Raw genomic sequence first — 20,900 nt, forward strand, 5'->3', positions numbered from 1 at the left:
ATTACAACTTAATTACTATAGCTATTTATGTCGATAATTTACCTTATGTCAAATTGGATCGCTAGCTGAACCTGTCGGACCTGTCAGGTTGATTCACGAATTTGTAAACATATTTACAAATCGTTACAGAATCCCACGCAGTCCACATAATGAATCCCACCGCGCCCCGTCATGGGACGGTCTCCGACTTTCTCGCGCTTACAGACGGCCTCTCCATCCGCCAAATTGCCGAAGCGCTTCGTTGCTGTACGCGTAGCGTCCGCAACTACTTGGCCGGCCGCTCGCCGATCCCGTGGCATCGCGTCGAAATACTACGCCTGCGCCAAGTCGAGATAGACGCAGCCCAAGCGGCCGCGCAACAATTTATCAGCGAAATTCCCGTGGAGTCGACGATCGGGCCGGACGTATCCGCTCCTGACGTGACACCCACCGAAATTCTCGCTTGGGTCGGCGTTCATGCTCCGCACTACCTGTCCAGCCAGAGAAGCTTTCGCCAGTACGTTCGTGGTTGGAACGTTGTAGACAAGATCCGAAACTCAAAAGCGAAAGGCACGTTCGCCGCCGTGCTGACGAAATGGCGCGTGCTCGTCGTCGATCTGCCGCGCTCGTGGAAGTCATGGCGATCGGGCGGCGTTTTCGCGGACACCGATCCGCCGGCCTACCGCTGGCGCAGCAACTCGTCCTGATCGCCCTACGCTACTTGCCGGAACGCCGGAAATGCGACCTGTGCCTGTCGGTCGTCGGATCGTCGCGCATTTCGAGCTCGAGCGCGGTCGTGAATCCAACGTCGCCGATCGCATGCGTCGCCTTCTTCACGAGCCACGGCGTCTCGTCGATTTCCGGCTTGAAGCCCGACACCGTAACGGGCATCTCCGGGAACAGCTCGGCACGGCCGCGCGCGAGCGTGTAGCTCATCGTCGCCTGGCTGCGCTGCATCCGCTTGAACTCGGCTTGCGCGGCCGCACGCGCTTCCGCCTCCGTTGCGTAATCTTCCGGCAGCACCTTCACGTTCTTGTTGTTCTCGCCCCCGACGATGACCGACTTGCGCTTCGCGCGGCCGGTCGAATGGTAGTGCGCGCGCACGGCTGCGTAGTTCTCGCGTTCGGACACGTGGTAGCGATGGCTGTCGCCGCTCGCGCGCGTCAGTTCGAGCACGTCGAGCTTCTTCCCGCTTGCCGTCTGACCGGTGCCGATCGGCATGAACAGCAGGCGTAGGTCTTTCACGTTCATCACGGCGTCATAGCGTTTCGCGAGGCGCGTGAGAAACGACATGTCCGATTCGTGCGTCTGGTCGATGTGTGCGATCAGGATTTTCGCGAGCGCATCGCCGACGGTCGGCGCGAGCGAGTAGCGGCCGGCGATCGCATGCACGATCGAGCCGATCGTCTGCCGATGCCAGCTCTTTTCGCGGCGCTCCTGCATGCCGCTCGTCATCGCGGCCGAGCGCGCGCGCACGGTAATGATGTCCGGCGCGCCGCTGTGCTCGACTTCGTTCACGACGAAGCTGCCCTTGTCGACGAGCGGCTCGCCGGCCCATCCGATCGACGCCTTGATCGTGGCGCCGCGCTTCGGAATGTCCAGATCGTTTTTCGAGTCGTCGAGCACGATATCGATCGTATCCGCCTCGTCGGAGCGCGACTCCGAAATCGACAGCGACACCAGCCGCGGCGCGAACAGGCGCGACAGATCGCGGCCACCCACCGAAATGCGATAGTCCGGTTGCGGATGCAGGCGTGCGACGCGCGGCGCGTCGTGCGATTCCGGCCGCGTGGTGCGTTCGTTCGTCGACGTAGCCATCAGCGCTTGTCCTTCCGCGCGTTCTTCTCGCGCGCCGTGCGCAGCACGTCGTCGTCGACGCGCTCGATCGTGAGCTGAAACTCGATGCGCCGCGGCGTGCCGTCCGCCGTGTGATAGCTCTGCGTCTCGTTCAGCTCGGCGATGACGTACGCGCCGTAGACGTTGCCGGCGCCGTCGACGAGCACGTACGCCTCGCCCGTGTCCGCCATCGCGGCGAGCTCGCGAATCGAAGCGATCGAACCGAACGTCTCGGGCGCGACCAGGCCGTTCAGCGTGATCGTGTCATCGCCGACGCCGGCGAACTGGCGGCCGTCGCGCGCGCCGACGCGCGAGCTCGTCGGATGCTTCCACGTGCGCCGGCGCTGCAATTCGCGGAACGGCGCGCTCGTGAGACTGAAAACGAATTGGTCGAGGGACATGAGCATGCGTGACTCCGTGTGCGTCAGTCCGACAGGCGCGAGCCGATGCGCGACTGCTTCGCGCGCTCGCGGCGATCGAGTGCGGCCTCGACGGCGCGCGCGATCGCGTGCGGGTCCTGCCCGGCCTGCGGGTAGATGTTGATGACGATCGGCGACGCCGGGGTGGCCGCCGAAGATGCGGCGGTTGCCGCCGCAAGCGGCGCGCGGCGATCGATCGGCACGGTTGGCTGCACGAGTGGCGCGATTGGCTTGGCGAGCGCCGCGCCGGCGGCGAGCACGGGCGAGCCGAACGATGCAACGACAGCCGTCGCAAGGCCGAGCGCCGCGTTCGCGACGCGCCGCTGCTCGCTCTCCATGCCCACCGCCGCGCCCTCGCTCACGAACCCGCCGAGCGTGGCAAACACGCGACTCGGGCTGTGGATGCCGAGCTTTTCCTTGAACCACGCGACGGTCGAATCGGCGACGCTCGAGATCGTGTCTTTCACGTTGCCAAGGCCGTTCTTGATGCCGTTGACGAGCCCGTCGATCAGGTGGCCCCCGATTTCGGTAAAGCGCGCGCCGATGTCGCCGAACCAGTCGCCGATGCTCACGAGCTTCGATTTCACGCCCTCGACCGTTGCGTCCCATTTCGACTTGATCCAGTCGCCGGCCGTGCCGAACGCGCCCTTGATCGTCTCCCACAGGGCGGCGAACTTCGGTCCGAGCGTATCCCAGTTCTGCCAAACGTAGACAGCCGCGATGGCAAGGAGCGCGATGAAGGCGAGCAGCGGATTGGCGAGCGCGAGGCGGCCGAGCACCATGATGGCCCGACCGAGCATCGCGAGCGCGCGGCCGGCCATCGCGACACCTTGGACGAGACCGACGCGCAGCAGCGCAGCGAGGATCGAGAGCCCGCGTCCGAGGACAAGCCCTGCACGCGAGACAGCTATGACGCTGCGCACGGCTGCGCCGCGCATGAATCCGGACATGACGTGCAGCCCACGCCAGAGCATCCGCGCGCCGCGAGATGCGAGCGAGAAACTTCGAACGACGCTGCCGCGCAGTAGCGATGCGAGCCCGCCGAATACGGTACGCAACAGCCCGCCCTTCATGCCGAGCGTCGTCATGCTGAACCGCACGACGGCGAGCGGGCCGAGCACGCCGGCGAGAACGATCGTGAACGTGCCGAGCACCACGAGCAGCGCCGCGAAGCCGGCAGCGAGCGCGATGATGACCTTCGTCGCTTGCGGATGCGCCTGAATCGTCTTCAGCAGTTTGTCGGCGAGCTCGCGCGTCTTGTCGAGCGCTGCGTTGTACATCGGCGCGATGCGCTCGCCGATTTCGTTCAGCAGGTCGCGCAGCTTCGCGCGCGCGTCGAGCTCCTTGCCGGGCGTCTGTTCGGACGCGAGCTTGTGCATTTCGTCGATGCCATACGCGCCCTTGTTCAGCCGCTCGTTCTTGTGAATCTGGTCGCGTTGCAGGTAAAACGTCGAGTACAAGTTGGCCGCGCTACGATTGGTAAACATCGAAGCGATTACGCTGAGCACCTGCTTTTCTTCGGTGATCCCCTTCTTCTTAAGCGCCGGCAACAGCGTTTGTTCCAACCATTCAAGCGGCGACGCCTTGAACTGTTCCGAATTGAGCAGCGCTCCGTCCGCAAAAGCCTTGACTCGTCCGAGCTTGTCATATTCGACCTTCTTCCGGTCGAGCAAACCCAATGACATCAGTTTGCGCGAGGCGCGCACCGTCGTGCGCCCTTCGATCAGGTTCTGGTAGCCTGACATAAGTGCTTGACCGACCGAATTTCCTCCCATTTCCTGAACCAGCGGCTCTAACTGGAAGTAGAAGGCGTCCGGGCGCATCTGCTTCGCGGCGACACCGCCACGCTGGATGACGTTTCGCCACTCGTCGCCACCGACGCGGCCGCCCGTCGCGGACAACACCTTCTGCACGTAATTGGCTTCGCGTTCGAACGTCGCTTTGTCCTTTGTGCCGTTGCGCAACTCGATGACCTTCAGCATGTTCATGAACTTCTCTTCGTTCGCGTGCGCATCCTCCGCGCCGAACATCGCCTCGTTCGAGAACTTCATCTTCGCGAGGGTCGGCATCACCATCTGCGCGTGATGCTCGTCCGCGAAGATCGACAGTGCGTCGCGCATCAACGTCATGTTGTCCGACGTGCTCACGCCCATCATCTTCATCGAGCGCACGTACTTCTCGGCGTCCTTCGTCGCCTGGTCGCCGAGGCCAAGCGCCGTGATGCGCGCACGCTCGTTCTGGATCGTCTTCGTTTCGTCGAGCGCCTCGCGCAGATCGCCGAGCGCGTGCGCGCCGGTCGAGCGCGCCGCGTAACCGCCGATCGCCATGCCGCCGGCGACGCCCTGTAGCGCCTGCATCTTGCCGCGCGCCGCGCCGAGCTTCTTCTCGCGCTCGGCCATGGCTTCGAGCTGGCGTGTCTGCGCCTGCATCGCCGCCGTGGTCTGCGCGATGTTTGAGCGCAGCGTGCGCTCGTGCTCGGCGAGCTGGCGCGTGTCGATGCCCGTGCTCGCGAGCTGCGCGCGCAACTCACGCACGCGGGCGGACTGCTTCTCGTGCTCGATCGACAGCCGCGCCGCGGACTGCTTCGCCTTCTCGAATTTGTCGATCATGTCGCGCGACGGCGGGCCGAACGCACGCAGCGAATCCGCCAGCCGCTTCACGCGCGCCTGCGCCCGGTTGAGCTTCTCCGCGGTCCCGACGAGCCCGGTTCGCATCTCGCGGAACGAGGCGACGGCCTTCTGCTGCTTGCCGAGCTCGGCGAGCTCGCCGCGCGTCTGCTTGAGCGCCTGCGCAAGCCCCTTGTTGCTGTTCAGCACGTTCTTCAGGGGCTTCGTGAAGTTGTCGATCATGTCGAACATCACGCGCAGTTTCAGGGCGTTGTCCATCGTCACTCGTTTCCGCTACGTATCCGGGCGCGCTCGCGCCAGTCCATCAGTTCGGCCAGGGAGAAGCCGTCCATCACGGCCGGCGTCCATCCGCCAAACACCGTCGCGATATCGGCCATCGCGTCTTCTACGCGGGCCGGGATTCCATGCTCGCTTTCAGCGCCTTCGGCATCAAAAAACCGGCGAAGATACCCCCCAACGCCACGAGGTCGGCCGGGTCCATGCTGGCCACGTCGAATTCGGTCAGCGTCGGCGTGCTGATGCGCGGCAGCACCTTGCGCAGCGCGTCGACATCGAGATTCACGAGTGCGGCGAGCGACGTGCCGCGCAGCGCGCCCGCGGCTGGCTTGCGCAACGTCACCTGCGTAATGGTCTGCCCTTCGCGCTCGATCGGTGTGTCGAGCGTGTGCGTGTTCTCGTCGGGCGCGGCGTGGCCCGTCGTTTCGATGTGAGCGGTGTCGATGGTCGTCATGGTGTTTCCTGGGTTGGATGTGAAATTGGAATGGCCCGCGCTCGACGCGGGCGTCGATTACAGGCCCATCGCGCGGCGAAGGTCCGACGCGAGGTCCATGCCGTTGATCTTCTCGACCGCGTTCACGAAGTCGAGCTCGATGAGGTCGCGCCCGTTCACGGTCAGCTTGTAGTAGCTGGCGTTGGTCGTGATCTTGAATTTCGTGTCTTCCTTCGCCTTCGCGGTGCCCATGTCGATTTCCTCATGTCGGCCCTTCACGACCACTTCGATCTGGTCGTGCTTCTTGCTGTCCTCGCGCCGATAGCCGCCGGCGAAGCGCAGCAGCACGCCGTCGTGCTGCACGGCGCCGTACTGTTCGAGCACTTCGACCATGAAGCCGCCGCACGTCCATTCGAGCTGAAGCTCTTCGTTGCCGAAATCGATCTTCACGGGGCCAGTCATGCCGCTGCCCTGCCACGCTTCCATCTTGCGCTTGAGCTTCGGAAGGTTGAGCTCTTCGACTTCGCCGACGAAGTTCGCGCCGTTGTGAAAGACGTTGAAGCCCTTCAGTTTTCGAGGCATACCCATTGCGTTTGACTCCTGTTAGCCCGCCACGCGCGCCGGGAAATCGGCGAGGAAGCGGTCGGTGATGCGCTGGCGCAGCACCAGATTTTCGAGAGGGGGAACCGGCGTGTAGTCGTAATCGATGTACGCCTTGCCGGACGCGAGAATGTCGGCCGTGTTCGGCTCCGGATCGATCCACGCGCTACCGCCGATCAGGTAGCCGTTCGCGACCTGCTGCCGGAACCAGCCGTTGATGCTTTCCACGATGTCGCGCGCGAGCGACGGATTCAGCGGGCCGTCGACGACGGGCATCTGCGCTTCGGCGATCGAGTCGGCGGCGACCTGCGCCGTGCGCGTGTAGTTCTCGAATGCGAACTTCGGATCGTCCGAGCACGTGCGCGAGCCCCAGAACCGGAAGCCGTTGCGGTTCACGAGCGTCGTCACTTCGTGCTCGTTCAGGTAGCCCGCATCGGTCGCCGGGTCCTGCAAATCCCACGACACGTCGGCGCTGATGCCGGACACGCCGTTGACGACGACATTCGAAATCGTCTTGTGCCAGCCGATGTCGTTGTCGATCTTCGCGCGCAAGCCGGCGGCGATCGCCGGCGCCGGAATGACGGCCGTCGAATTCGTCGTGTCGTCCCAGCCGAGCCAGTCCGGCCAGATCACCATGATTTCGCGTTGGCCGAACTGCTTGCGGTACGCGGCGGCTTCTTCCTTCGTCTTGCAGCCGGACGCCGACACATAGGCCATCGCGCGCAGCGACTGCGCGGTCGCCGCGAGCGCGGCCGCGACCGGCTGCGTATCGAGGCCGGGCGCCGCAAGAATGCGCGGCTTGACGCCGAGCGCGGCCTGCGCGGCGAGCAGCGCCTTGATGCCCGTGTATTTGCCTTCCGGCGTCACGGTGCCGATGACGTTCGAGGTCGTCTCCGCTTCGTCCTTGCCTTCGGCGACGCGCACGACGACGGTGAGCGGCTTCGTCTGCTGGCCGATCGCGTCGAGCGTGCGACGCAGCGTGCCTTTCTTGCCGGCCTTGCCGAGCGCGGCGACGACGTTCGTCAGCAGCACGGGCGTATTCAGCGGAAACGCGCTCGCGTCGGCGTCGGCCGCCGTGCAGACGACGCCGAGCACGGCCGTCGACACCGAGCGAATCGGTCGGCCGCCTTCGTTGATTTCGATGACGCGAACGCCGTGGTGGTAATCCTGCGGCATGGTGTGCAGCTCCTGTTACGTAAAAATCGGGAGGATTCCCGGTGATCGATGCGGCGTCACGCCGGGGTGCGTTCGGTGTACAACTGCGCCGCCGGTTGCGTTGCGTCGTCGGCGGGCGGCATGCCTTCGGGCGCGATCGGCTCGGGCGCCGGCGGCACGTACGGCGCGGGCGTGTCGGGCCAGGCGATCGCATCCGGGAACATGTCTTTCTGGATCGCGGCGACGAGCGCCATCTGGTAGGCCGACCACGCTTTGAAGTAGTACGTCTGCTCGTCGTCGAGCTGGCCCGCCGCGTACGCGTCGGCTTTGCCGAGGTTCTCCCGGCGCGCGATCGCCAATCGCCGCTCGAATTCGGCCATCGCCGCGTCGCGCTTCTCGCGCGCGATCAGCTCGGGCGGCACGGCCCACGCGCCGTCGAGCCACGCGTGACGCTCGGACGGGCGCGGCTCGGTCGCGAGGCCGAGGTCGGCGGGCGTCTTGCCCGCGATCGCGATTTCGGCCGGCTCGCCCGTGTCCGTCCGATAGCAGACGCGGCCGCGGTAGTCGGGCAGCAGGAACCACGCGCCGTCGCGGTAAAACGGCCACGTGGTCGGCGTGCGCGCGGGCGGGGCGTCGAGCGTCGCGGACGCCGGGATCAGCCAGCGGCCGTCGTTGCGCGGATCGGCGTCCGGCTGGCTGCTGCTCAGGTATTCGCCTGTTGCCGGGTTGTAGTGATGAATCAGCATGTCGTGTCTCTCGTGGTTAGTAGGCGCGAATCATCGCGAGCAGCGCGACGTTGCGCGGGCGGGATTCGTCGCCGCCGTCGCCGTTGATCGCAATCGCGTGCGAGTGGCCCCCGGCGGCGCCCACTCCGACGTTGTGACCGTGATTGCCAACGCCGGGGATTTGGTGGTTGTGCCCGCCTGCTACCGCCGTGTGATACCGACGGCCAGTAGCGAAATCGCTGATTGCCATCGGGTAAGTCGAACCGACGGTCGACCCTGCGTAATCGTTGCCAAGGTCGTGACTGTGGTCGCCGCCCCACGTGGTTGAGCCCCCGTGATCGTGCCCGCCTTGCCCATCGGTCCATGCGTTGTGCGCGTGGTCGCCGACCGCGCTTGCGCTCGCGCCGTGCGCGTGAAAGTGGTTCTGGTCGCCCTGGAACGCGCCAATCTGGCGGCTCGCGTCGACGCCGCCGCGCGCGTCGGACCAGCATCGAATGAATTCGCCGCGCAGCTCGGGCAAGCGGAACGTCGTCGCGCCGTCGCCCGTCGAGAAGCAGCCCCACCGATCTTGTGCCCACTCGGCGTCGGACACGAGCGCGCCGCTCGCCTGCGCATATGCCCATAGCTCCGGGTAGTCGGCCCGGTTCACGAGCACGCCGTTTGCCTTGAGAAAGCCCGGCCGCACGGTCGTCCGCGGCTCGAACACGATCTGACCAATGGTCGTCGTCGACAGGACGGACCGAACCCATTCGGTCGTCGCGAGACGCGTCGAACGATCGGCGGCCGGCGGCGTCGGGCCGGTGACGGGCTGCTCGAACACGGCAAGCGTCGGCGAGAAGCGCACGACGACGCTCGTGTTGCACGTCACGCCAAACTCGCCGTCCGCCGCGTGATAGAGACCGGTATCCGGCGCGCCGTCGTTGGCGAACGTGAGCGACGGCACGGACGGGCTGCCTTCGGCGAGCACGAGCCGCTTGCCCGGCGCGAACGACACATCGCCGGCCAGCGTGCCGCCCTTGCTCTTGTCGAGCGGGTCGAGGTTGCCTTCGTGCCACGCGATCCGCCCGTCGATGCGGAACGTGTGGTCGGCAAAGATGTATTGATATGACGATCCCGACGGCGACCACCAGCCGGTGCTGACCTGGTTCGCGTAGAGATAGCCGTCGACCGGACCGAGCTTGATATGCCCTTCGTTTGCCTGCCGCCCGACTTGGAGATCGTCGGCGATGTTCACGGCGCCGCCGAAGACCGCGCCCGCTCCGCTGCCGTCGACGATCACCTGCCCCGTCGTCAGCGACCACGAGAACGGCCGATAGTCGTTGAAGCCGCCGTCCGCGGTGCCCTTCGGCGTCGATAGCAGATACACGCTCCATCCGTCGTTGCGGATGAACGCGCCGTAGCCGTCGCAGACCGCGCGGAGCTGCCCGCCGGCGCCGTCGGCGTCGATCGCGCGCGCCGTGACGCCTTCCGTCGCGTCGATGCCGCCGCGAACCTGCAACGCGGCCTTGCCGTCGTCCGCGCGATCGCCGATCAGCACGCGGCCGCCCGACGTGAAGCGCGCCACGCGCTTCTGCTTCGCGTCGCTGCCCGTGTCGTTGCTCGCGCCGTTGTTCACGCAAACGTCGACGTATTCGGTGCCCCATGCGCCGCCGTCGAATCCGGCGCGCAGCGTCGCGACGTGGCGCATATCGTGTTCGGGTAACGACGGATCGCCGAACGTGCCGAACAGGCGAACCTTGCTCACCTGGCCGGGGGCCGCTGTCTTCGGCGACACGTCGAGCTGCGCGGCGCGATCGTCGGCATCGGCGACGACACGCACGCGGCCGTCGAACGTCGCGCCCGACAGTGCGGCGTAACGCCGCTTCGCCGTCTTCGGCGTGACGGCGCGCGTGTCGTCGTCGCCGGCGTCGACTTCCGCCTGCGAGGCGAGCTCGACCACGCCCTTGCGCTCGGTCGTCGCCGGCGGATTCAGGAACGTCGCCGGCCCGAACTCGAGCTTCGTGGCGTCGATCGTCTCGAACACCGTATCGGCCGCGAGCAGCATCATCGCCGCGGGGGACTTTTCGAGAATCGGCGTCTCCTGCACGTAGACGCCGAACAGCACGCCGTTGTCCAGGTACAGCCCGAACGCGTACAGCGAGTATTGATCGTCCGTGTCGTCCTGAATCACGACGTGGACCGTATCCGGCGCCACGTTGTCGCCGCCGAACGTCGTCACGCGCTTGCGCTCGCCCGGCAAGGCCTTCATGCCGCGATCGAACGCGAACGGCGCGGCGCCGAGCCCGATTTCGACGACGCGCTGCGCGGCCGTGCCGGTGTGGCCGTCGGCGACCAGCGCCGCGCGGCCGGCGTCGGTGATGTGGATGTGCATTCCAGCCATGTCAAATATCCGTGAGGGACAGGCGGCGATACACCGCCGCGCGCGCGCCCGCGCCGATGCGCTGCGTGCCGGTCGCGCTGAAACCCTGCGTGAACGTGTAGTGCGCCGTGCCGCGCTTCGCCCGGTCGACTTCGGCGATGATGTCGGCGACGTATTCGGCGGTCGCCGGGATGCCGTCGCGCGCGCCGACCGTCAACAGGATTTCGAACGTGCCCGGCCGGCCCTTCGGCGTCTTCTCGAACCACTCGCGCATCACGACGTTCGCGCCGAACGACGCGCACACGTCGCGCACGGCGGCGGCCGTGCCCTTCTTGCGCGCGATCCGGATCGCCGCTTTCACGCGCGCACGCTTCACCTGTTCGGGCCAGTAGTCCTTCCACGTCTCGACGCCGAGGTGCCACGCGAGCCACGGCAAAAACCGCAGCGGGATCGTGTCGGGGTTCATCAGCGTGCCGATGTCGACCGGGATGTCGCTGATACGCGCGTTCGCCTCCGCGAGCCGGCGCTCGAGCGCGGTCGCGTTCGGGGGCAGCAGCGAGGTTGCCAACTTAGTCATCCGCGACCCCGCCGTCGATCAGTTCGATTCCGGTGCAGTACGGCGCCTGCTCGGGCGTCACGGGGACGCCGCCGGCGGGCGAGTCGAGCAGTACCTTCTGCACGCCGGCGACGCGCATCGCGGCGTGCAGGCCGTCGACCGTGATTTCCATGCCGATGCGCCGCATGTCCGCCGCGAACTTCTCGGTGCGCTTGCGGGCTTCCGCGAGCGCGACGCCGCGATCCGGACCGGAGAAGAAGCGCAGCGTCGCGCGGATCGCGTACAGCACGACTTTCGCGCTCTGCACGATTACCTGGTCGGTTTGCGGGCGCACGCCTTCGAGCGCCGCGCCCACGATGCTGATGAGCGCGTCGCTCGCCGTGCCGTCGCCTTCGCGCGACAGCACCGTGACGACCATCACGCACGGTTCGGGACTGCGGGCGGACGCGGACAGCACGCGGCCGTCCGCCGCGCGCGCGTGGAACACATACGCCTCTTCGGGGCCGGCGACGGAGAAGCCGCGCGGCGCGAGCTGCACGCGTTCGCGCAGACTGTCGTCATCCTCATAGACCGCATCGATACCGTTCTCCGGATCGGCCGCGGTGATCACGAGCCGCTCGACATCGAACAGCGCGGCGATGTGTTCGAGCGTCGTGCCGCGCGCATACGCGAGCAGCACGCCGCGCGACTTGTCGTTGATGAGCTGGCGCAGCAGCACTTCGCGATACGCGTTCTCCTGGAGGACGCGCGTCATGGGCTCCGATTCAAGTTCGAGCGTCGCGGCGATTTCCGCCTGGAATTGGACGGGATACAGCGACACGAGCCGCGCTTTGCGTTCGGCGAACAGCGTCTCGAAGTCGAGCGGCTCGACGATATCCGGCGCCGGGAGCTGCGAGAGGTCGATGGGCGTACTTCTCACGGTGTTCCTCCGTTCGTCATCGGTGCGCGCAGCGAGACGAGCTCGTCGCGCTCGTCGGTCCAGCCTTCGATGTCGACGAACTGTCGCCCGGCGAACGCGTCGCCGGCCGCCGCCGAAAGCTGAACGCGCGTGACCGTCATGCGGGGTTCCCATCGCATCAACGCGGTTGCGATCGCCGCGTACAGGCGAATCCGGGTCGCGCCGTTCGCCGGCGCGTCGATCAGGTCGGGCAGCGCCGAGCCGAACGTGCGGCGCTGGATGCACGAGCCGAGCGGCGTCGAGACGATTCGGCCGATCGACTGCGCGAGGTGGTCGAGCCCGGACATCGCGCGGCCCGTTTCTGCGTTCATGCCCCTCATAGCGGCGGGCTCACTTCGGCCGATTCGCCGCGCGCCTGGTGCGTGTGGTGCGGCACGCTCTTGCCCATCGAGCGCACTTCGCCCGTGAAATCGGCGGCGCCGTCGATGCGCATCACGTTGCCGCCGCCGGCGCTGCCCGAGCCCGTCATGCCGGACTCGAACGTGAGCGATCCTTTCACGAGCAATGCGCCCGTGCAGGTGGTCTGTTCGGCGTCGAGCGTGACTGACGCGGCTTTCACGATCGCCGATTCCGTCTCGACCGTGACCGACACGGGCGCGACGACGCGCACCGTCGCGCCGGCGGGCAGCTCGGCCGTGAGCGCGTGTGCGTCGTGGTCGTAGCTCACGCGTGCGCCGTCCGCATAGATTCGGGTGTGGGTGTTCGGCCGGTTGTCGGGGGCGGGGAACGCGTCGGAGAAAACGCCGCGCAGCACGACGCCTTGCGCAAGGTCGCCCATCGCGCCGAGCACGACGACTTGCTCGCCCTTCGTCGGCGGCAACCATTCACGCGTCTTGCCAGCCGCGGGCGTGAGCCAGGGAATCCAGTTTGTTTGCAGGCCGTCGTCGTCCGATTCGCCGACCGACACGCGGCAGAGGCCGGCCGCGTGATCGACATCGAGAATCGAGCCTTTGCGCACGGCGTTGCGTGCTTGCCGTTGAATTTCGTTCGCATCCATACCGGCAATGGTGCCGGTCGCCCGCGCGGGGCGCGAGCGTTCGCCTTTGTCGTGCCGCCGGGTACAGCGTGCTCGTGATCCGCGCGGCGAATCGTGCGTCGACAATGGCCGCTCGATACACACGACGACGCGTGCGGCTCGTGCCGCGCGCGCATTTTTACGTTCGCAACACGATGACGATTCAACCTACCGATGCCGCGCCCGCGGCCGATCTTGCTCCGCTACTCGACCGACTTCACGCAACGGATGCGCTCGCGCTCGCGCGCATGCTGCCCGACGCTTCAATCGATATGGTGTTCACCGATCCGCCGTATTCGTCCGGCGGGCTGCACACGTCAGCGCGCACGCGGCCGCCGAGCGAGAAGTACATCAACAGCGGCGTGAAGGTCGAGTACGAGAATTTCGACAGCGACAACATGGACCAGCGCGCGTGGGCGTTCTGGTGCCATGCCTGGCTGAGCGAATGCCGCCGCGCGTTGAAGCCGGGCGGGCTGCTCGTGAGCTTCATCGACTGGCGGCAGCTTCCGACGCTCACCGATGTCGTGCAGGCCGCAGGCTTGATCCTGCGCGGCGTCGCGGTATGGGACAAGACGCCCGGCCGCACGCGGCCGAGGCGCGGCGGCTTCGCGCAACAGGCCGAATTCGTCGTATGGGCGAGCCGCGGCGCAATGCGTGACTGCGATGTGTATCTGCCGGGCGTGTTCCCGTGCCGCTTGCCGTTGCCGAAGCAACACGTCACCGAGAAGCCGCTCGATATAGCGCGCGAGGTCGTGCGGCTCGTGCCGGCCGGCGGTGTCGTGTGCGATCTGTTTGCCGGTTCCGGCACGTTTCTCGTTGCGGCGCGCGAGGCGGGGTTGCATTGGATCGGGGGCGAGACGAACGCGGCTTATCACGCGATCGCGTCCAAGCGGCTCAGCGCCGCTGACATTTTGATGACGCAGGCGCTATAGCAGCTACGCGCGCAAATGCGGCATGCTGCGAGTCCGACCAATCAGCTTCCTCGCTCGTGCAGCACTTAGAATTATTCTCCGAATTGCGCAAGCGTCTCTACCCTGACCCGCAGACGGCGGACTCGGGAAAGAACGTCGGCAACAGCAAGGAGAATGAAAGATGAGAGATTTCAAAGCGGGGGGCGATATCAACGTTGGGGGCAACGTGTACATCCACGACCAGTCCTCACAACCAAAGCTCCTCGTCCTGTGCACAACCGAAGAACTGTTTGAAGAGCGCGAGCATCGTAAGGCCCTGCTTTCCGACGAGAGATGGCGAAAGACCAAAAAAATCGGGCTCTTTTGGTTAATTGCCGGTAGCTGCTTGGCGCTCGCAGCAGTGTACTTCTATGTCGTTGGCAAGGAGAAAATTGTGCCTCTGCTGCTCGGATTGGGAGGATTGGCGCTCGTGCTCGTCACATCCAAAGTGACAGATGAGCCTACCGAATTTGAACTGCGTCAGCTCGGAGCATTGAAAGAGATTCACCATATTCTGCGCGAACGAGGCGTTGAATAGAATCGGTGCATCGTTTCGGCGCTATCACTCCTCATCGATTCAGATAACGTAACAATCGATCGCGCACGAGCTCACGATCGGCATCCGCGAAACCGAGCACGACGCGAACCGGATACTGCGCGAGCGGCCCGCCCGGCTCCACGGGCGCTTTCTGGCCCTCCTGGTGGACACGTGCGATGCGCGACAGTCGATCGTTGAAGCCGATCGCGAGGCCCGTGTTGTCGACATCGATGCGCAGATAGCGCGCGGTGCGCAGCTTCCGGAACATTGCCTCGCGCTTCACGCGGCCGGCCTTCTCGCGCAAGCGCTTGCTGCCCGCCTTCGCCTTCCGCGGCGCATACGCGGACCCGTCCGGATTCCGCTGCGCGGCCACGCGCGATTGCTGCGCGCGCCGCAGATCGCGGCCGAGCTCGCGCAGCAGTTGACGGCGGGCCGCCGGCGACAGCTTCGCGAGCAGCCCGCCCGCCCACCGTTCGAGCGCCTGAAGATCGTCCGTCATGAGAGCCACTCGTCGGCTGCGTCGTCGATGTGCTCGACCGTCCGGTTGCCGGCTGCGTCGGTTCCGACCACGACGCTTTCCGACAGCTTCACTTTGAGCCCGAGGTCGACGGCATTGTTTGACAGGATGTCGGCGACGAACGTCATGCCGTTGCGGCGCTCGTCCCGATTCGTCACGAGGTCCGGCTGATTCGCGCGCGCCCATTCGACAACGGCGATCATCACGTCATCCGGGTTGCCGATGAAGTCGCGAATGATGATCTCGCACTCGTATTCATAGTCGAACGACGCGGTTCGCGTGCCCGTCGCCTCGATCCGGCCCTCGTTGACGAACACGAGCAACTGGTCCGGCGAGGCGTTGAGCTGCGGCAACGCGGCCACGAGCGCCGCGCGTAGGCTACTCGGCTTATTCATGGCCGTCCGTCCGCCGCACGCGCGCCTGACACGTCGCGATCATGTCGACTTCGGACGCGCAGCGCGCCCACGCCGCGCGCGCGACGTGCAGCGCGTCGCTGAGTTCACCGTTGGTTCGCGGCGCCATCGCCGGCATCGTGCACGGCGTCACCGCCGCGCATTCGTTGAGCGAAATCGTCGGCGCCATTGAGGGCGGGGCTTGCGTGCAGGCGCACAACATCGTCAGGCAGAGCGCCAGCAGCCCAGGCGCGCACGGCGGCGTTTTCATCGATCAGTCTCCGCAGTTCGTTTCGATAGGTCGCGAGCGTCGCGTCGACGCCGGCGCGTGCGCGTTCGAGTTGCGCGCGCTGCGCGTCTTTCGCCTTGGCATCGGCCAACAGACGCTCGATGACGGCGGCGCTCGCCTGCGCTTCGTGTTTCGCGCGGCGCGCGTCGTCGGTCGCCCGGTCGAGCTGCGCGCGCAGCGCGCGGCCGTGCTGGCAACTCGCGACCAACGCAATCAGCGCGATCAGCGCCAGCCACGGCGTCAGGCGCGCGAAGCTCATGCGGCCGCCTTGCCCGCGCCGGCGTACTTCGCATACGCGCGGTCGAGCTTCACGTCATACAGGTTGATCGCGAATTCCGGGCCGTTGTAGCCTTCCGCGAACGCCGCCCACTTCCGGGCACGAAGCGCGACCAACAGTTTCTTATCGGCCGCGACGTACCGCACGAACGCGTCAAGGTGCTCGGCTTCGCCCAGCTCCATACGGGACACGAATTCGTCGACGCTCGCGTAGTTCAGGCGCTTCCAGTGATACGCCATGATCTGGAACGCGCCCCAACTCGCGGACTCGTAAGCGGATGCCGCGTCGATGCGCGCCGCGGTGTCGAGCCGCACGTATTCGGCGGCGCCGCCCTGGTAGCCGCCGCGCTTCGGATTGACGACGCCCGGCCAACGCGCGGCGGCCGCATCCGCCGCTTCCTTGCCGACATTCACGACGAGCCGCTGATACATGACGTGCCGCTCGAACAGGATCTTCGGCCGGCCGTCGTCCAGAAAGCCGACGCCGCGGGACTCAACTTCGTTGACCGCCCGCACGCACGCGACGGACACGCCGAGCGTCGCGGCCGCGCGCGCGAGGTCGGCGTCCGTCAGGTGCTTGGGGTCGCGCTGCCCGCTGGCGAGCACCCGGTACGTTTTCGGTCCGGCGATGCCGTCGACGACGAGACCCGTGGTCGCCTGCAACGTCTGAACGGCGCGCTCGGTCTGTTCGTCGTAAAGGTGCGACACGTCGACCGGGTAGCCGGCGCGCACGAGGCGCTGCTGCAGCAGCCCGACTTCCGCGCCGTGATCGTTGAATCGAAGGATGTTCACGCTTCGTCACTCCGTAGAAGGCGCGCGACGTTGCCGCGCGCGAGGTACACCAACACGGCGAGCAGAACCGCGAGCGCCGCGTGAAAGAAGCCGGTCGGCTTCGGATGAAACAGCAGTTCGATCGCCGAGCCGCCGGAAATCGCGACGATCACCCAGGCTGCCCACGCGACGTGGAAGCGATGCCGCGCGCCGTTCTTGCGGTAGGTCAGCACGCGCACGATGACGGCCAGGTGCGCGGCGAGCGCGACGAGTGCGGACGAGACATGCACGTCAGTCTCCCTTGCGAAACAGCGCGAACAGGTCCATGCCCTTCACGCGCTCGATCAGCGTGAGCGTGACCGCGATCACGAGCGCGGCCGCGAAGAACGCGGCGACGCCCGTCGAGCGGATCGGCACGGCGTGGATGATTTCGGGCGCGGCGAGGTAGCCCATCACGAGCGAGATGAGCATGTACGCGGCGCGCTTCGCGAGGCCGAGGTCTTTCGACGTGACGACGACGAGCGCCGCGCCCGCGAACGCGCCGATTAGCGCGTCGCCGTCGACGCCCGGCGCGATGCCGGCGAGGCCGACCGCGGCGAACAGCGCCGCGGCCGAGGTGGTGTTCGGTTCAGCCATTCATTCGGCTCCGGTCAGTCAAACAGTTGCAATAGCGGCGTGGTCGTCTCGATTGCGCTGCGCTCGGGCATCTCCACGACGGTTCCCATCGGCAGCACGACGCCGAGCTCGGCGAGGCCGGGGTTCGCTTCGAGCACGGCTTCAACCGTGCCCGCCGTGCTGCCGTAGTGCCGCCAGCACAGCGCGTCGAGCGTCTCGCCTTGCAGCGCCGCGATCTTCATTGCCCGAGCGCCTGCCCGTCACGATCGAACAGGCCGAGCACGCGCGGCTTGAGCCGGGCTCGCCGGCGCGCGATCACGGCGGCTCGTATGGCCGCCTCCGCGCCGGTGCGATCCGAGCAATAGGCAATCTCAAGCCAGAACAGGCCAGCGACGCGCTGCTGCACCTGGCACGCGCCGGCGCAGAACAGCTTCCCGCCGCGCACGCGGGACTGCGCAAACTGACGAATGCGGTACAGGGGGCGGGCCATCAGATCAGCTCCACCGTCGAGCGCGCGAGGCCGAGGATGTCGCTGATGGCCCATCGCGCGGCGCGGCGTGCGTCGTCGACCGTCGCGGCCAGATCGGCCGCGACCTGGCCGCCGCTCTTCGTCGTGTCGTAGCCGCGGTACTTCTCCGTCACGTCCGCGTGCGTCAGGTGGTACACCGCGCGCCGGTAGCGGGCCACGTGTGCCGATTCGCCATCGATGCGCGGCGCCGGCACGTCGGCGAGCGTCGCCGCACCCGCCGCGCGCTGCCGGGCGCGCCACGCGGCAAGCTCATCGTTCACGGTCAGCATCGCGTCGCGCGCGGCGTGCCGCAGCCGCTCGCCCGTCACGGTGCCGTCGAGGCGCATCGCATCGCGCAAGGCGGACAGGTCGATGTCCGGGAAGAAGCCGTCGTTCGTCAGCGCGCCGTCGATCGGTGTGGCCGCGACGGCGGGCGCGGCAGTGGCAACAAAGCTGTTCATGGTCGATTCGGAATGAGGTGGCGGTGGACCGGCGCACAAGGCCCGTCACCGTCAGGCGGAGGACCTGGGCGCCGGTGCCGCCATGCCGAGGTGGGCTCTTTACGTGCCGTCGGCGCCGTCGCCCTGACGGCCCGCGGCTTCGACCTGCTTCGTCAGTCGGTCGATGTCCTTTTTCACGCCAACGCGATCGTTCAGCGCGACCGCGCGGCGCAGATAGTCGAGCGCGCGCGCCGGCGCGTCGGCCTGCGTCGCGTAGCCGAGCGCCTTGCATAACTTCGCGCGCACCTGGTCGTGCATGTCGGCGTCGCGCGTCAGATCGTCGACGAGCTCGAGACTCGCCGCGTCGAACGTCCCGTCGTCCAAGAACGACGACAGCGCGGCGTCGGCGAACTGCTCGGCGACGAGCGACGCGAGCGAGCGCTCGAACTGGTCGGGCAGCGTCAGGCCGTGCGAGAGCGCATAGGCCGCGATCGCGAGCGCGCCGTCGAAGTCGCCCGCGTCGATGCGCCAGACCATCACGGTCACGAGCACGTCGTCCTGCGCGCCGCGGCCGCCGCTCAACACGCCCGCCACGTAGTCGCCGTACTCCGGCAGCAGCTTGCGTTTCAGCTCGACTTTCCGCTCGATCGATTGAATGCCCTTGAGTGCGCGGCGGTCGATCGCCAGCTTCGCGAGCATCAGCTCATAGGCGGTCGCGCCTTTCATCGTCTCGCCGGGCGACGCAGCGGCCGCCGCGCGCGCGGCCGAGACGCGTTCGAAGTGCGCGCGGGCGGGCGTGTTGATCGTCATGCGGTCACCAGTTCGATGTTCTCCGCGACGCAGCCGCAGCCGAAGTCTTCGACGACGTAGGCGTCGTTCGACGATTCGTAGTTCTCGATGCGGTCGCGTTCCGGCACTTCCTTCAACGTGCGCCGACGCGCGCCTTCCTGGTAGTAGATGGACAGGTTTGAGAGCTTCGTCACCATCAGCGCGCGTTTCGGGAAGAACGGCACGCGCACGGCGGGCAGATTGCCGATGCGCTTCTGGCTCACGATCAGGTCGGCCGCGAGCCGCTCGGTCGGCGCCTGCGTCGCGTTGACGATCGGGAAATACTTGTCGTGCAGCAGCTCGCGGCCGCAGATCGCGACAAGGCCCGTGTCTTCCTGAAACCACGGGTCGATCATCGACGAGACGATGTCCATCACGAGCGCGTCGAGGTTCTCGTAATCGCCTGCCTTGCCGACGAGCACCTTGCCGGCCTGCTTCGCGCCTTCGTGCAGCACGCGCTGCGTCGCGCGTTCGCGGTACTGTTGGAGCCAGCCGATATTGACGTCCTGCAACAGCGGGTTCGCCTGCCGGTCGGTTGTCGCGGCCGCCTTCACGCCGTTCCAGCCGATCATGATGCGGTCGAGCGCTCCTTGGTTGAGGATCACGTCGCGGATGCGCTGCTGGAAGTCCGGGAATTTCGCCCACATGTCGAGCTTGCGATACGGAATCGCCGTGTCGTAGTCGGTCTTCTCGCAACGGTAGCGGTTGCTGTCGAGCGCCGTCGGGTCGATCGGTTGACGCGCGGCCTTCGTGGTGTCGGTGCGGCTCGCGATCGGGCCGGACACCGACAGGCCGAGCTTTTCGCCTTCGAGCTCGGTCACGGGCAACACGTTGATGCGCGCGAGAAACTCGCTCGATTCCTGCATTTTGGTTTCGAGCTTCTGTTGCACGGTCGGCTCGACCGCGAATTTCGTCGACACGTCGCCCGTGTCGTTCAGCTTGGCGATTTGCGCGGCGTACTTTTCATACGCCTTGCGCGTTTCCTTTCTCATCGGGGAATGCTCCTGTGTGGTGTGCGGGATGGGTCAGCAGTCGGTGACGAGCTCGCCCGTCGAGCCGGTCGACGGCGGGCGCTGCGGCGCGCCGTTGTCGGTGTTCGACAGCTTCTCGGTGAGCGCCTCGACGGCGGCGAAGGCTTCGTCGGCGCGCTTCTTCGCGTCGGCCGCCGCGCTCGTGGCGCTCGCAACGGTCGTGCTCAGCGTCGCGACTTCGCGGCCCGTGTTGTGCGCATGGGTCGCGATCTGTTCGACGGCTTCGCGCACGTCGGCGAAGCGCTCGTCGTCGTTCTCGCGGTTGCGGGCAAACAGGCCTTTGACCCATTCCTTGAGGCCGGCCGTTTCGGTCGCGCCTTCGAATTCGATCGCCGTTTCGCACGCGGGCGAATAGAGGTTGTTCGAGCGCTTCGCGGCGAATTGCAGCGCTTCGGTGCCGAGGCTCGCCGGGTCGTCGGTCGCGGCGAGCCCGACGAGATACGCCTCGCCGATGTCGGCGAAGTCGGGGTTGATTTCGATCGACGTGAAAATCTTCTGGCGCTTCTTCGACAGCGCGACGAGCTCGTCGGTCGGGTCGATCTGCGCAAACAGCGCCATCTTCCCTTTCAGCGGGCCGTCTTCGATTTCGGCCGTTTTCAGCGCGATCACGTCGCCGTATGAACCGAACGGGTTGGTGGACGACAGCGGCGCCCAGCCCTTCAGGTGTTCGAGATTGACGCGTGCGTTGTACAGCGTCGGGTCGTAGTGCTTCGCCATCTGCGAGAGCCACTCGCGTTTGATCTCGCGGCCGTCGACGGTCGCGCCTTCCACTGCGACGCGGAAGAATTTCGTTTTGCTTGCCATAGA

The 20,900-nt window shown here is 66.4% G+C and carries 28 protein-coding genes and 2 pseudogenes; 3 read left to right on the forward strand and 27 right to left on the reverse strand.

Annotation, left to right across the window (positions count from 1 at the left end; genetic code table 11):
* Nucleotides 1-149 precede the first annotated feature (149 nt).
* Nucleotides 150-686 carry an IS21 family transposase gene (locus WT60_RS34775; RefSeq protein WP_186448661.1) on the forward strand — a complete coding sequence of 179 codons (537 nt, stop codon included), beginning with the start codon at nucleotides 150-152 and terminating at the stop codon, nucleotides 684-686.
* Between the two features lie 10 nt (nucleotides 687-696).
* On the opposite strand, the gene WT60_RS26795 is transcribed toward WT60_RS34775, so the two are convergent.
* From WT60_RS26795 to WT60_RS35415, 14 genes and pseudogenes are all read right to left on the reverse strand, one after another.
* Entirely contained in the window at nucleotides 697-1,797 is a 1,101-nt protein-coding gene (locus WT60_RS26795; protein WP_060356639.1) for a phage late control D family protein, read from the reverse strand.
* Entirely contained in the window at nucleotides 1,797-2,222 is a 426-nt protein-coding gene (locus WT60_RS26800; protein WP_060356640.1) for a phage tail protein, read from the reverse strand. Before WT60_RS26800 ends, WT60_RS26795 begins: the two co-directional genes overlap by 1 nt.
* A 17-nt stretch (nucleotides 2,223-2,239) precedes the next feature.
* Nucleotides 2,240-5,119, reverse strand: a complete 2,880-nt coding sequence (locus tag WT60_RS26805) for a hypothetical protein (protein WP_059641283.1) — start codon at nucleotides 5,117-5,119, stop codon at nucleotides 2,240-2,242.
* Between the two features lie 2 nt (nucleotides 5,120-5,121).
* Nucleotides 5,122-5,238: a GpE family phage tail protein gene (locus WT60_RS26810; RefSeq protein ID WP_009914998.1), complete on the reverse strand. Its 117-nt coding sequence runs from the start codon at nucleotides 5,236-5,238 to the stop codon at nucleotides 5,122-5,124.
* An 8-nt stretch (nucleotides 5,239-5,246) separates the two neighbouring features.
* Nucleotides 5,247-5,591, reverse strand: a complete 345-nt coding sequence (locus WT60_RS26815; protein ID WP_059641280.1) for a phage tail assembly protein — start codon at nucleotides 5,589-5,591, stop codon at nucleotides 5,247-5,249.
* Nucleotides 5,592-5,648: 57 nt separating this feature from the next.
* Complete coding sequence (locus WT60_RS26820) at nucleotides 5,649-6,158, reverse strand: phage major tail tube protein (RefSeq protein ID WP_014696837.1); 510 nt, start codon at nucleotides 6,156-6,158, stop codon at nucleotides 5,649-5,651.
* A 15-nt stretch (nucleotides 6,159-6,173) separates the two neighbouring features.
* A complete protein-coding gene (locus WT60_RS26825; RefSeq protein ID WP_059641277.1) occupies nucleotides 6,174-7,346 on the reverse strand; it encodes a phage tail sheath protein in 1,173 nt (390 codons plus the stop codon).
* A gap of 56 nt (nucleotides 7,347-7,402) precedes the next feature.
* Nucleotides 7,403-8,071 (reverse strand): tail fiber assembly protein, encoded by a 669-nt coding sequence (locus tag WT60_RS26830; protein WP_059641275.1) that lies wholly within the window; start codon nucleotides 8,069-8,071, stop codon nucleotides 7,403-7,405.
* Between the two features lie 16 nt (nucleotides 8,072-8,087).
* Nucleotides 8,088-10,421 (reverse strand): phage tail protein, encoded by a 2,334-nt coding sequence (locus tag WT60_RS26835; RefSeq protein WP_060356641.1) that lies wholly within the window; start codon nucleotides 10,419-10,421, stop codon nucleotides 8,088-8,090.
* A 10-nt stretch (nucleotides 10,422-10,431) separates the two neighbouring features.
* A complete protein-coding gene (locus tag WT60_RS26840) occupies nucleotides 10,432-10,986 on the reverse strand; it encodes a phage tail protein I (protein WP_059641269.1) in 555 nt (184 codons plus the stop codon).
* Entirely contained in the window at nucleotides 10,979-11,884 is a 906-nt protein-coding gene (locus WT60_RS26845; protein WP_060356642.1) for a baseplate assembly protein, read from the reverse strand. The genes WT60_RS26840 and WT60_RS26845 overlap by 8 nt, the downstream gene beginning before the upstream one ends.
* Nucleotides 11,881-12,243, reverse strand: a complete 363-nt coding sequence (locus WT60_RS26850) for a GPW/gp25 family protein (RefSeq protein WP_060356643.1) — start codon at nucleotides 12,241-12,243, stop codon at nucleotides 11,881-11,883. The genes WT60_RS26845 and WT60_RS26850 overlap by 4 nt, the downstream gene beginning before the upstream one ends.
* Nucleotides 12,240-12,920, reverse strand: a complete 681-nt coding sequence (locus WT60_RS26855; RefSeq protein WP_059641262.1) for a phage baseplate assembly protein V — start codon at nucleotides 12,918-12,920, stop codon at nucleotides 12,240-12,242. The genes WT60_RS26850 and WT60_RS26855 overlap by 4 nt, the downstream gene beginning before the upstream one ends.
* A pseudogene (locus tag WT60_RS35415) lies at nucleotides 12,845-13,075 on the reverse strand (hypothetical protein); the annotation flags it as partial. The pseudogene WT60_RS35415 and the gene WT60_RS26855, both read right to left, overlap by 76 nt.
* 18 nt (nucleotides 13,076-13,093) lie before the next feature.
* Between WT60_RS35415 and WT60_RS26865 the strand changes: the two are divergent.
* Nucleotides 13,094-13,870, forward strand: a complete 777-nt coding sequence (locus WT60_RS26865; RefSeq protein WP_060356662.1) for a site-specific DNA-methyltransferase — start codon at nucleotides 13,094-13,096, stop codon at nucleotides 13,868-13,870.
* A gap of 160 nt (nucleotides 13,871-14,030) precedes the next feature.
* The gene (locus WT60_RS26870; RefSeq protein ID WP_076830964.1) at nucleotides 14,031-14,426 is read left to right on the forward strand and encodes a hypothetical protein; all 396 of its coding nucleotides are present in this window, start codon (nucleotides 14,031-14,033) and stop codon (nucleotides 14,424-14,426) included.
* Between the two features lie 31 nt (nucleotides 14,427-14,457).
* On the opposite strand, the gene WT60_RS26875 is transcribed toward WT60_RS26870, so the two are convergent.
* The 13 genes and pseudogenes from WT60_RS26875 to WT60_RS26935 all read right to left on the reverse strand — a co-directional run bounded on the left by WT60_RS26875 (nucleotide 14,458) and on the right by WT60_RS26935 (nucleotide 20,897).
* Nucleotides 14,458-14,925, reverse strand: coding sequence for a phage virion morphogenesis protein (locus WT60_RS26875; RefSeq protein ID WP_082744901.1), 468 nt, complete (start codon nucleotides 14,923-14,925; stop codon nucleotides 14,458-14,460).
* The gene (locus tag WT60_RS26880; RefSeq protein WP_006027252.1) at nucleotides 14,922-15,338 is read right to left on the reverse strand and encodes a phage tail protein; all 417 of its coding nucleotides are present in this window, start codon (nucleotides 15,336-15,338) and stop codon (nucleotides 14,922-14,924) included. The genes WT60_RS26875 and WT60_RS26880 overlap by 4 nt, the downstream gene beginning before the upstream one ends.
* On the reverse strand, nucleotides 15,331-15,606 hold the full coding sequence (lysC, locus tag WT60_RS34970) for an Rz1-like lysis system protein LysC (protein WP_222430148.1): 276 nt from the start codon (nucleotides 15,604-15,606) through the stop codon (nucleotides 15,331-15,333). The genes WT60_RS26880 and lysC overlap by 8 nt, the downstream gene beginning before the upstream one ends.
* Nucleotides 15,527-15,883, reverse strand: a pseudogene (gene lysB / locus WT60_RS35420) (Rz-like lysis system protein LysB); the annotation flags it as partial. The gene lysC and the pseudogene lysB, both read right to left, overlap by 80 nt.
* Nucleotides 15,880-16,692, reverse strand: coding sequence for an N-acetylmuramidase family protein (locus tag WT60_RS26895; protein ID WP_059641255.1), 813 nt, complete (start codon nucleotides 16,690-16,692; stop codon nucleotides 15,880-15,882). The pseudogene lysB and the gene WT60_RS26895, both read right to left, overlap by 4 nt.
* Complete coding sequence (locus WT60_RS26900; protein ID WP_004524440.1) at nucleotides 16,689-16,961, reverse strand: phage holin family protein; 273 nt, start codon at nucleotides 16,959-16,961, stop codon at nucleotides 16,689-16,691. The genes WT60_RS26895 and WT60_RS26900 overlap by 4 nt, the downstream gene beginning before the upstream one ends.
* A gap of 1 nt (nucleotide 16,962) precedes the next feature.
* Entirely contained in the window at nucleotides 16,963-17,307 is a 345-nt protein-coding gene (locus WT60_RS26905; protein WP_004553021.1) for a putative holin, read from the reverse strand.
* Nucleotides 17,308-17,321: 14 nt separating this feature from the next.
* Complete coding sequence (locus WT60_RS26910) at nucleotides 17,322-17,528, reverse strand: tail protein X (RefSeq protein WP_010112635.1); 207 nt, start codon at nucleotides 17,526-17,528, stop codon at nucleotides 17,322-17,324.
* Nucleotides 17,525-17,776 carry a hypothetical protein gene (locus tag WT60_RS26915; protein WP_004524437.1) on the reverse strand — a complete coding sequence of 84 codons (252 nt, stop codon included), beginning with the start codon at nucleotides 17,774-17,776 and terminating at the stop codon, nucleotides 17,525-17,527. Before WT60_RS26915 ends, WT60_RS26910 begins: the two co-directional genes overlap by 4 nt.
* Nucleotides 17,776-18,255, reverse strand: coding sequence for a head completion/stabilization protein (locus tag WT60_RS26920; protein WP_060356645.1), 480 nt, complete (start codon nucleotides 18,253-18,255; stop codon nucleotides 17,776-17,778). Before WT60_RS26920 ends, WT60_RS26915 begins: the two co-directional genes overlap by 1 nt.
* A gap of 99 nt (nucleotides 18,256-18,354) precedes the next feature.
* Nucleotides 18,355-19,044 carry a terminase endonuclease subunit gene (locus WT60_RS26925; protein ID WP_060356646.1) on the reverse strand — a complete coding sequence of 230 codons (690 nt, stop codon included), beginning with the start codon at nucleotides 19,042-19,044 and terminating at the stop codon, nucleotides 18,355-18,357.
* Nucleotides 19,041-20,054 carry a phage major capsid protein, P2 family gene (locus tag WT60_RS26930; protein ID WP_060356647.1) on the reverse strand — a complete coding sequence of 338 codons (1,014 nt, stop codon included), beginning with the start codon at nucleotides 20,052-20,054 and terminating at the stop codon, nucleotides 19,041-19,043. The genes WT60_RS26925 and WT60_RS26930 overlap by 4 nt, the downstream gene beginning before the upstream one ends.
* A gap of 33 nt (nucleotides 20,055-20,087) precedes the next feature.
* Nucleotides 20,088-20,897 carry a GPO family capsid scaffolding protein gene (locus tag WT60_RS26935; RefSeq protein ID WP_060356648.1) on the reverse strand — a complete coding sequence of 270 codons (810 nt, stop codon included), beginning with the start codon at nucleotides 20,895-20,897 and terminating at the stop codon, nucleotides 20,088-20,090.
* Nucleotides 20,898-20,900: the final 3 nt, after the last annotated feature.

Origin of the sequence: Burkholderia sp. MSMB617WGS, from assembly GCF_001532025.2 — a bacterium.
Lineage (GTDB): Bacteria > Pseudomonadota > Gammaproteobacteria > Burkholderiales > Burkholderiaceae > Burkholderia > Burkholderia savannae.

Bases quoted from the DNA above. Each gene is read 5' to 3' on its own strand.
- WT60_RS34775 (WP_186448661.1), top strand. From the start codon at position 150: ATGAATCCCACCGCGCCCCGTCATGGGACGGTCTCCGACTTTCTCGCG.
- WT60_RS26795 (WP_060356639.1), bottom strand. From the start codon at position 1,797: ATGGCTACGTCGACGAACGAACGCACCACGCGGCCGGAATCGCACGAC.
- WT60_RS26800 (WP_060356640.1), bottom strand. From the start codon at position 2,222: ATGCTCATGTCCCTCGACCAATTCGTTTTCAGTCTCACGAGCGCGCCG.
- WT60_RS26805 (WP_059641283.1), bottom strand. From the start codon at position 5,119: ATGGACAACGCCCTGAAACTGCGCGTGATGTTCGACATGATCGACAAC.
- WT60_RS26810 (WP_009914998.1), bottom strand. From the start codon at position 5,238: ATGGCCGATATCGCGACGGTGTTTGGCGGATGGACGCCGGCCGTGATG.
- WT60_RS26815 (WP_059641280.1), bottom strand. From the start codon at position 5,591: ATGACGACCATCGACACCGCTCACATCGAAACGACGGGCCACGCCGCG.
- WT60_RS26820 (WP_014696837.1), bottom strand. From the start codon at position 6,158: ATGGGTATGCCTCGAAAACTGAAGGGCTTCAACGTCTTTCACAACGGC.
- WT60_RS26825 (WP_059641277.1), bottom strand. From the start codon at position 7,346: ATGCCGCAGGATTACCACCACGGCGTTCGCGTCATCGAAATCAACGAA.
- WT60_RS26830 (WP_059641275.1), bottom strand. From the start codon at position 8,071: ATGCTGATTCATCACTACAACCCGGCAACAGGCGAATACCTGAGCAGC.
- WT60_RS26835 (WP_060356641.1), bottom strand. From the start codon at position 10,421: ATGCACATCCACATCACCGACGCCGGCCGCGCGGCGCTGGTCGCCGAC.
- WT60_RS26840 (WP_059641269.1), bottom strand. From the start codon at position 10,986: ATGACTAAGTTGGCAACCTCGCTGCTGCCCCCGAACGCGACCGCGCTC.
- WT60_RS26850 (WP_060356643.1), bottom strand. From the start codon at position 12,243: ATGAGGGGCATGAACGCAGAAACGGGCCGCGCGATGTCCGGGCTCGAC.
- WT60_RS26855 (WP_059641262.1), bottom strand. From the start codon at position 12,920: ATGGATGCGAACGAAATTCAACGGCAAGCACGCAACGCCGTGCGCAAA.
- WT60_RS26865 (WP_060356662.1), top strand. From the start codon at position 13,094: ATGACGATTCAACCTACCGATGCCGCGCCCGCGGCCGATCTTGCTCCG.
- WT60_RS26870 (WP_076830964.1), top strand. From the start codon at position 14,031: ATGAGAGATTTCAAAGCGGGGGGCGATATCAACGTTGGGGGCAACGTG.
- WT60_RS26875 (WP_082744901.1), bottom strand. From the start codon at position 14,925: ATGACGGACGATCTTCAGGCGCTCGAACGGTGGGCGGGCGGGCTGCTC.
- WT60_RS26880 (WP_006027252.1), bottom strand. From the start codon at position 15,338: ATGAATAAGCCGAGTAGCCTACGCGCGGCGCTCGTGGCCGCGTTGCCG.
- lysC (WP_222430148.1), bottom strand. From the start codon at position 15,606: ATGAAAACGCCGCCGTGCGCGCCTGGGCTGCTGGCGCTCTGCCTGACG.
- WT60_RS26905 (WP_004553021.1), bottom strand. From the start codon at position 17,307: ATGGCTGAACCGAACACCACCTCGGCCGCGGCGCTGTTCGCCGCGGTC.
- WT60_RS26910 (WP_010112635.1), bottom strand. From the start codon at position 17,528: ATGAAGATCGCGGCGCTGCAAGGCGAGACGCTCGACGCGCTGTGCTGG.
- WT60_RS26915 (WP_004524437.1), bottom strand. From the start codon at position 17,776: ATGGCCCGCCCCCTGTACCGCATTCGTCAGTTTGCGCAGTCCCGCGTG.
- WT60_RS26920 (WP_060356645.1), bottom strand. From the start codon at position 18,255: ATGAACAGCTTTGTTGCCACTGCCGCGCCCGCCGTCGCGGCCACACCG.
- WT60_RS26925 (WP_060356646.1), bottom strand. From the start codon at position 19,044: ATGACGATCAACACGCCCGCCCGCGCGCACTTCGAACGCGTCTCGGCC.
- WT60_RS26930 (WP_060356647.1), bottom strand. From the start codon at position 20,054: ATGAGAAAGGAAACGCGCAAGGCGTATGAAAAGTACGCCGCGCAAATC.
- WT60_RS26935 (WP_060356648.1), bottom strand. From the start codon at position 20,897: ATGGCAAGCAAAACGAAATTCTTCCGCGTCGCAGTGGAAGGCGCGACC.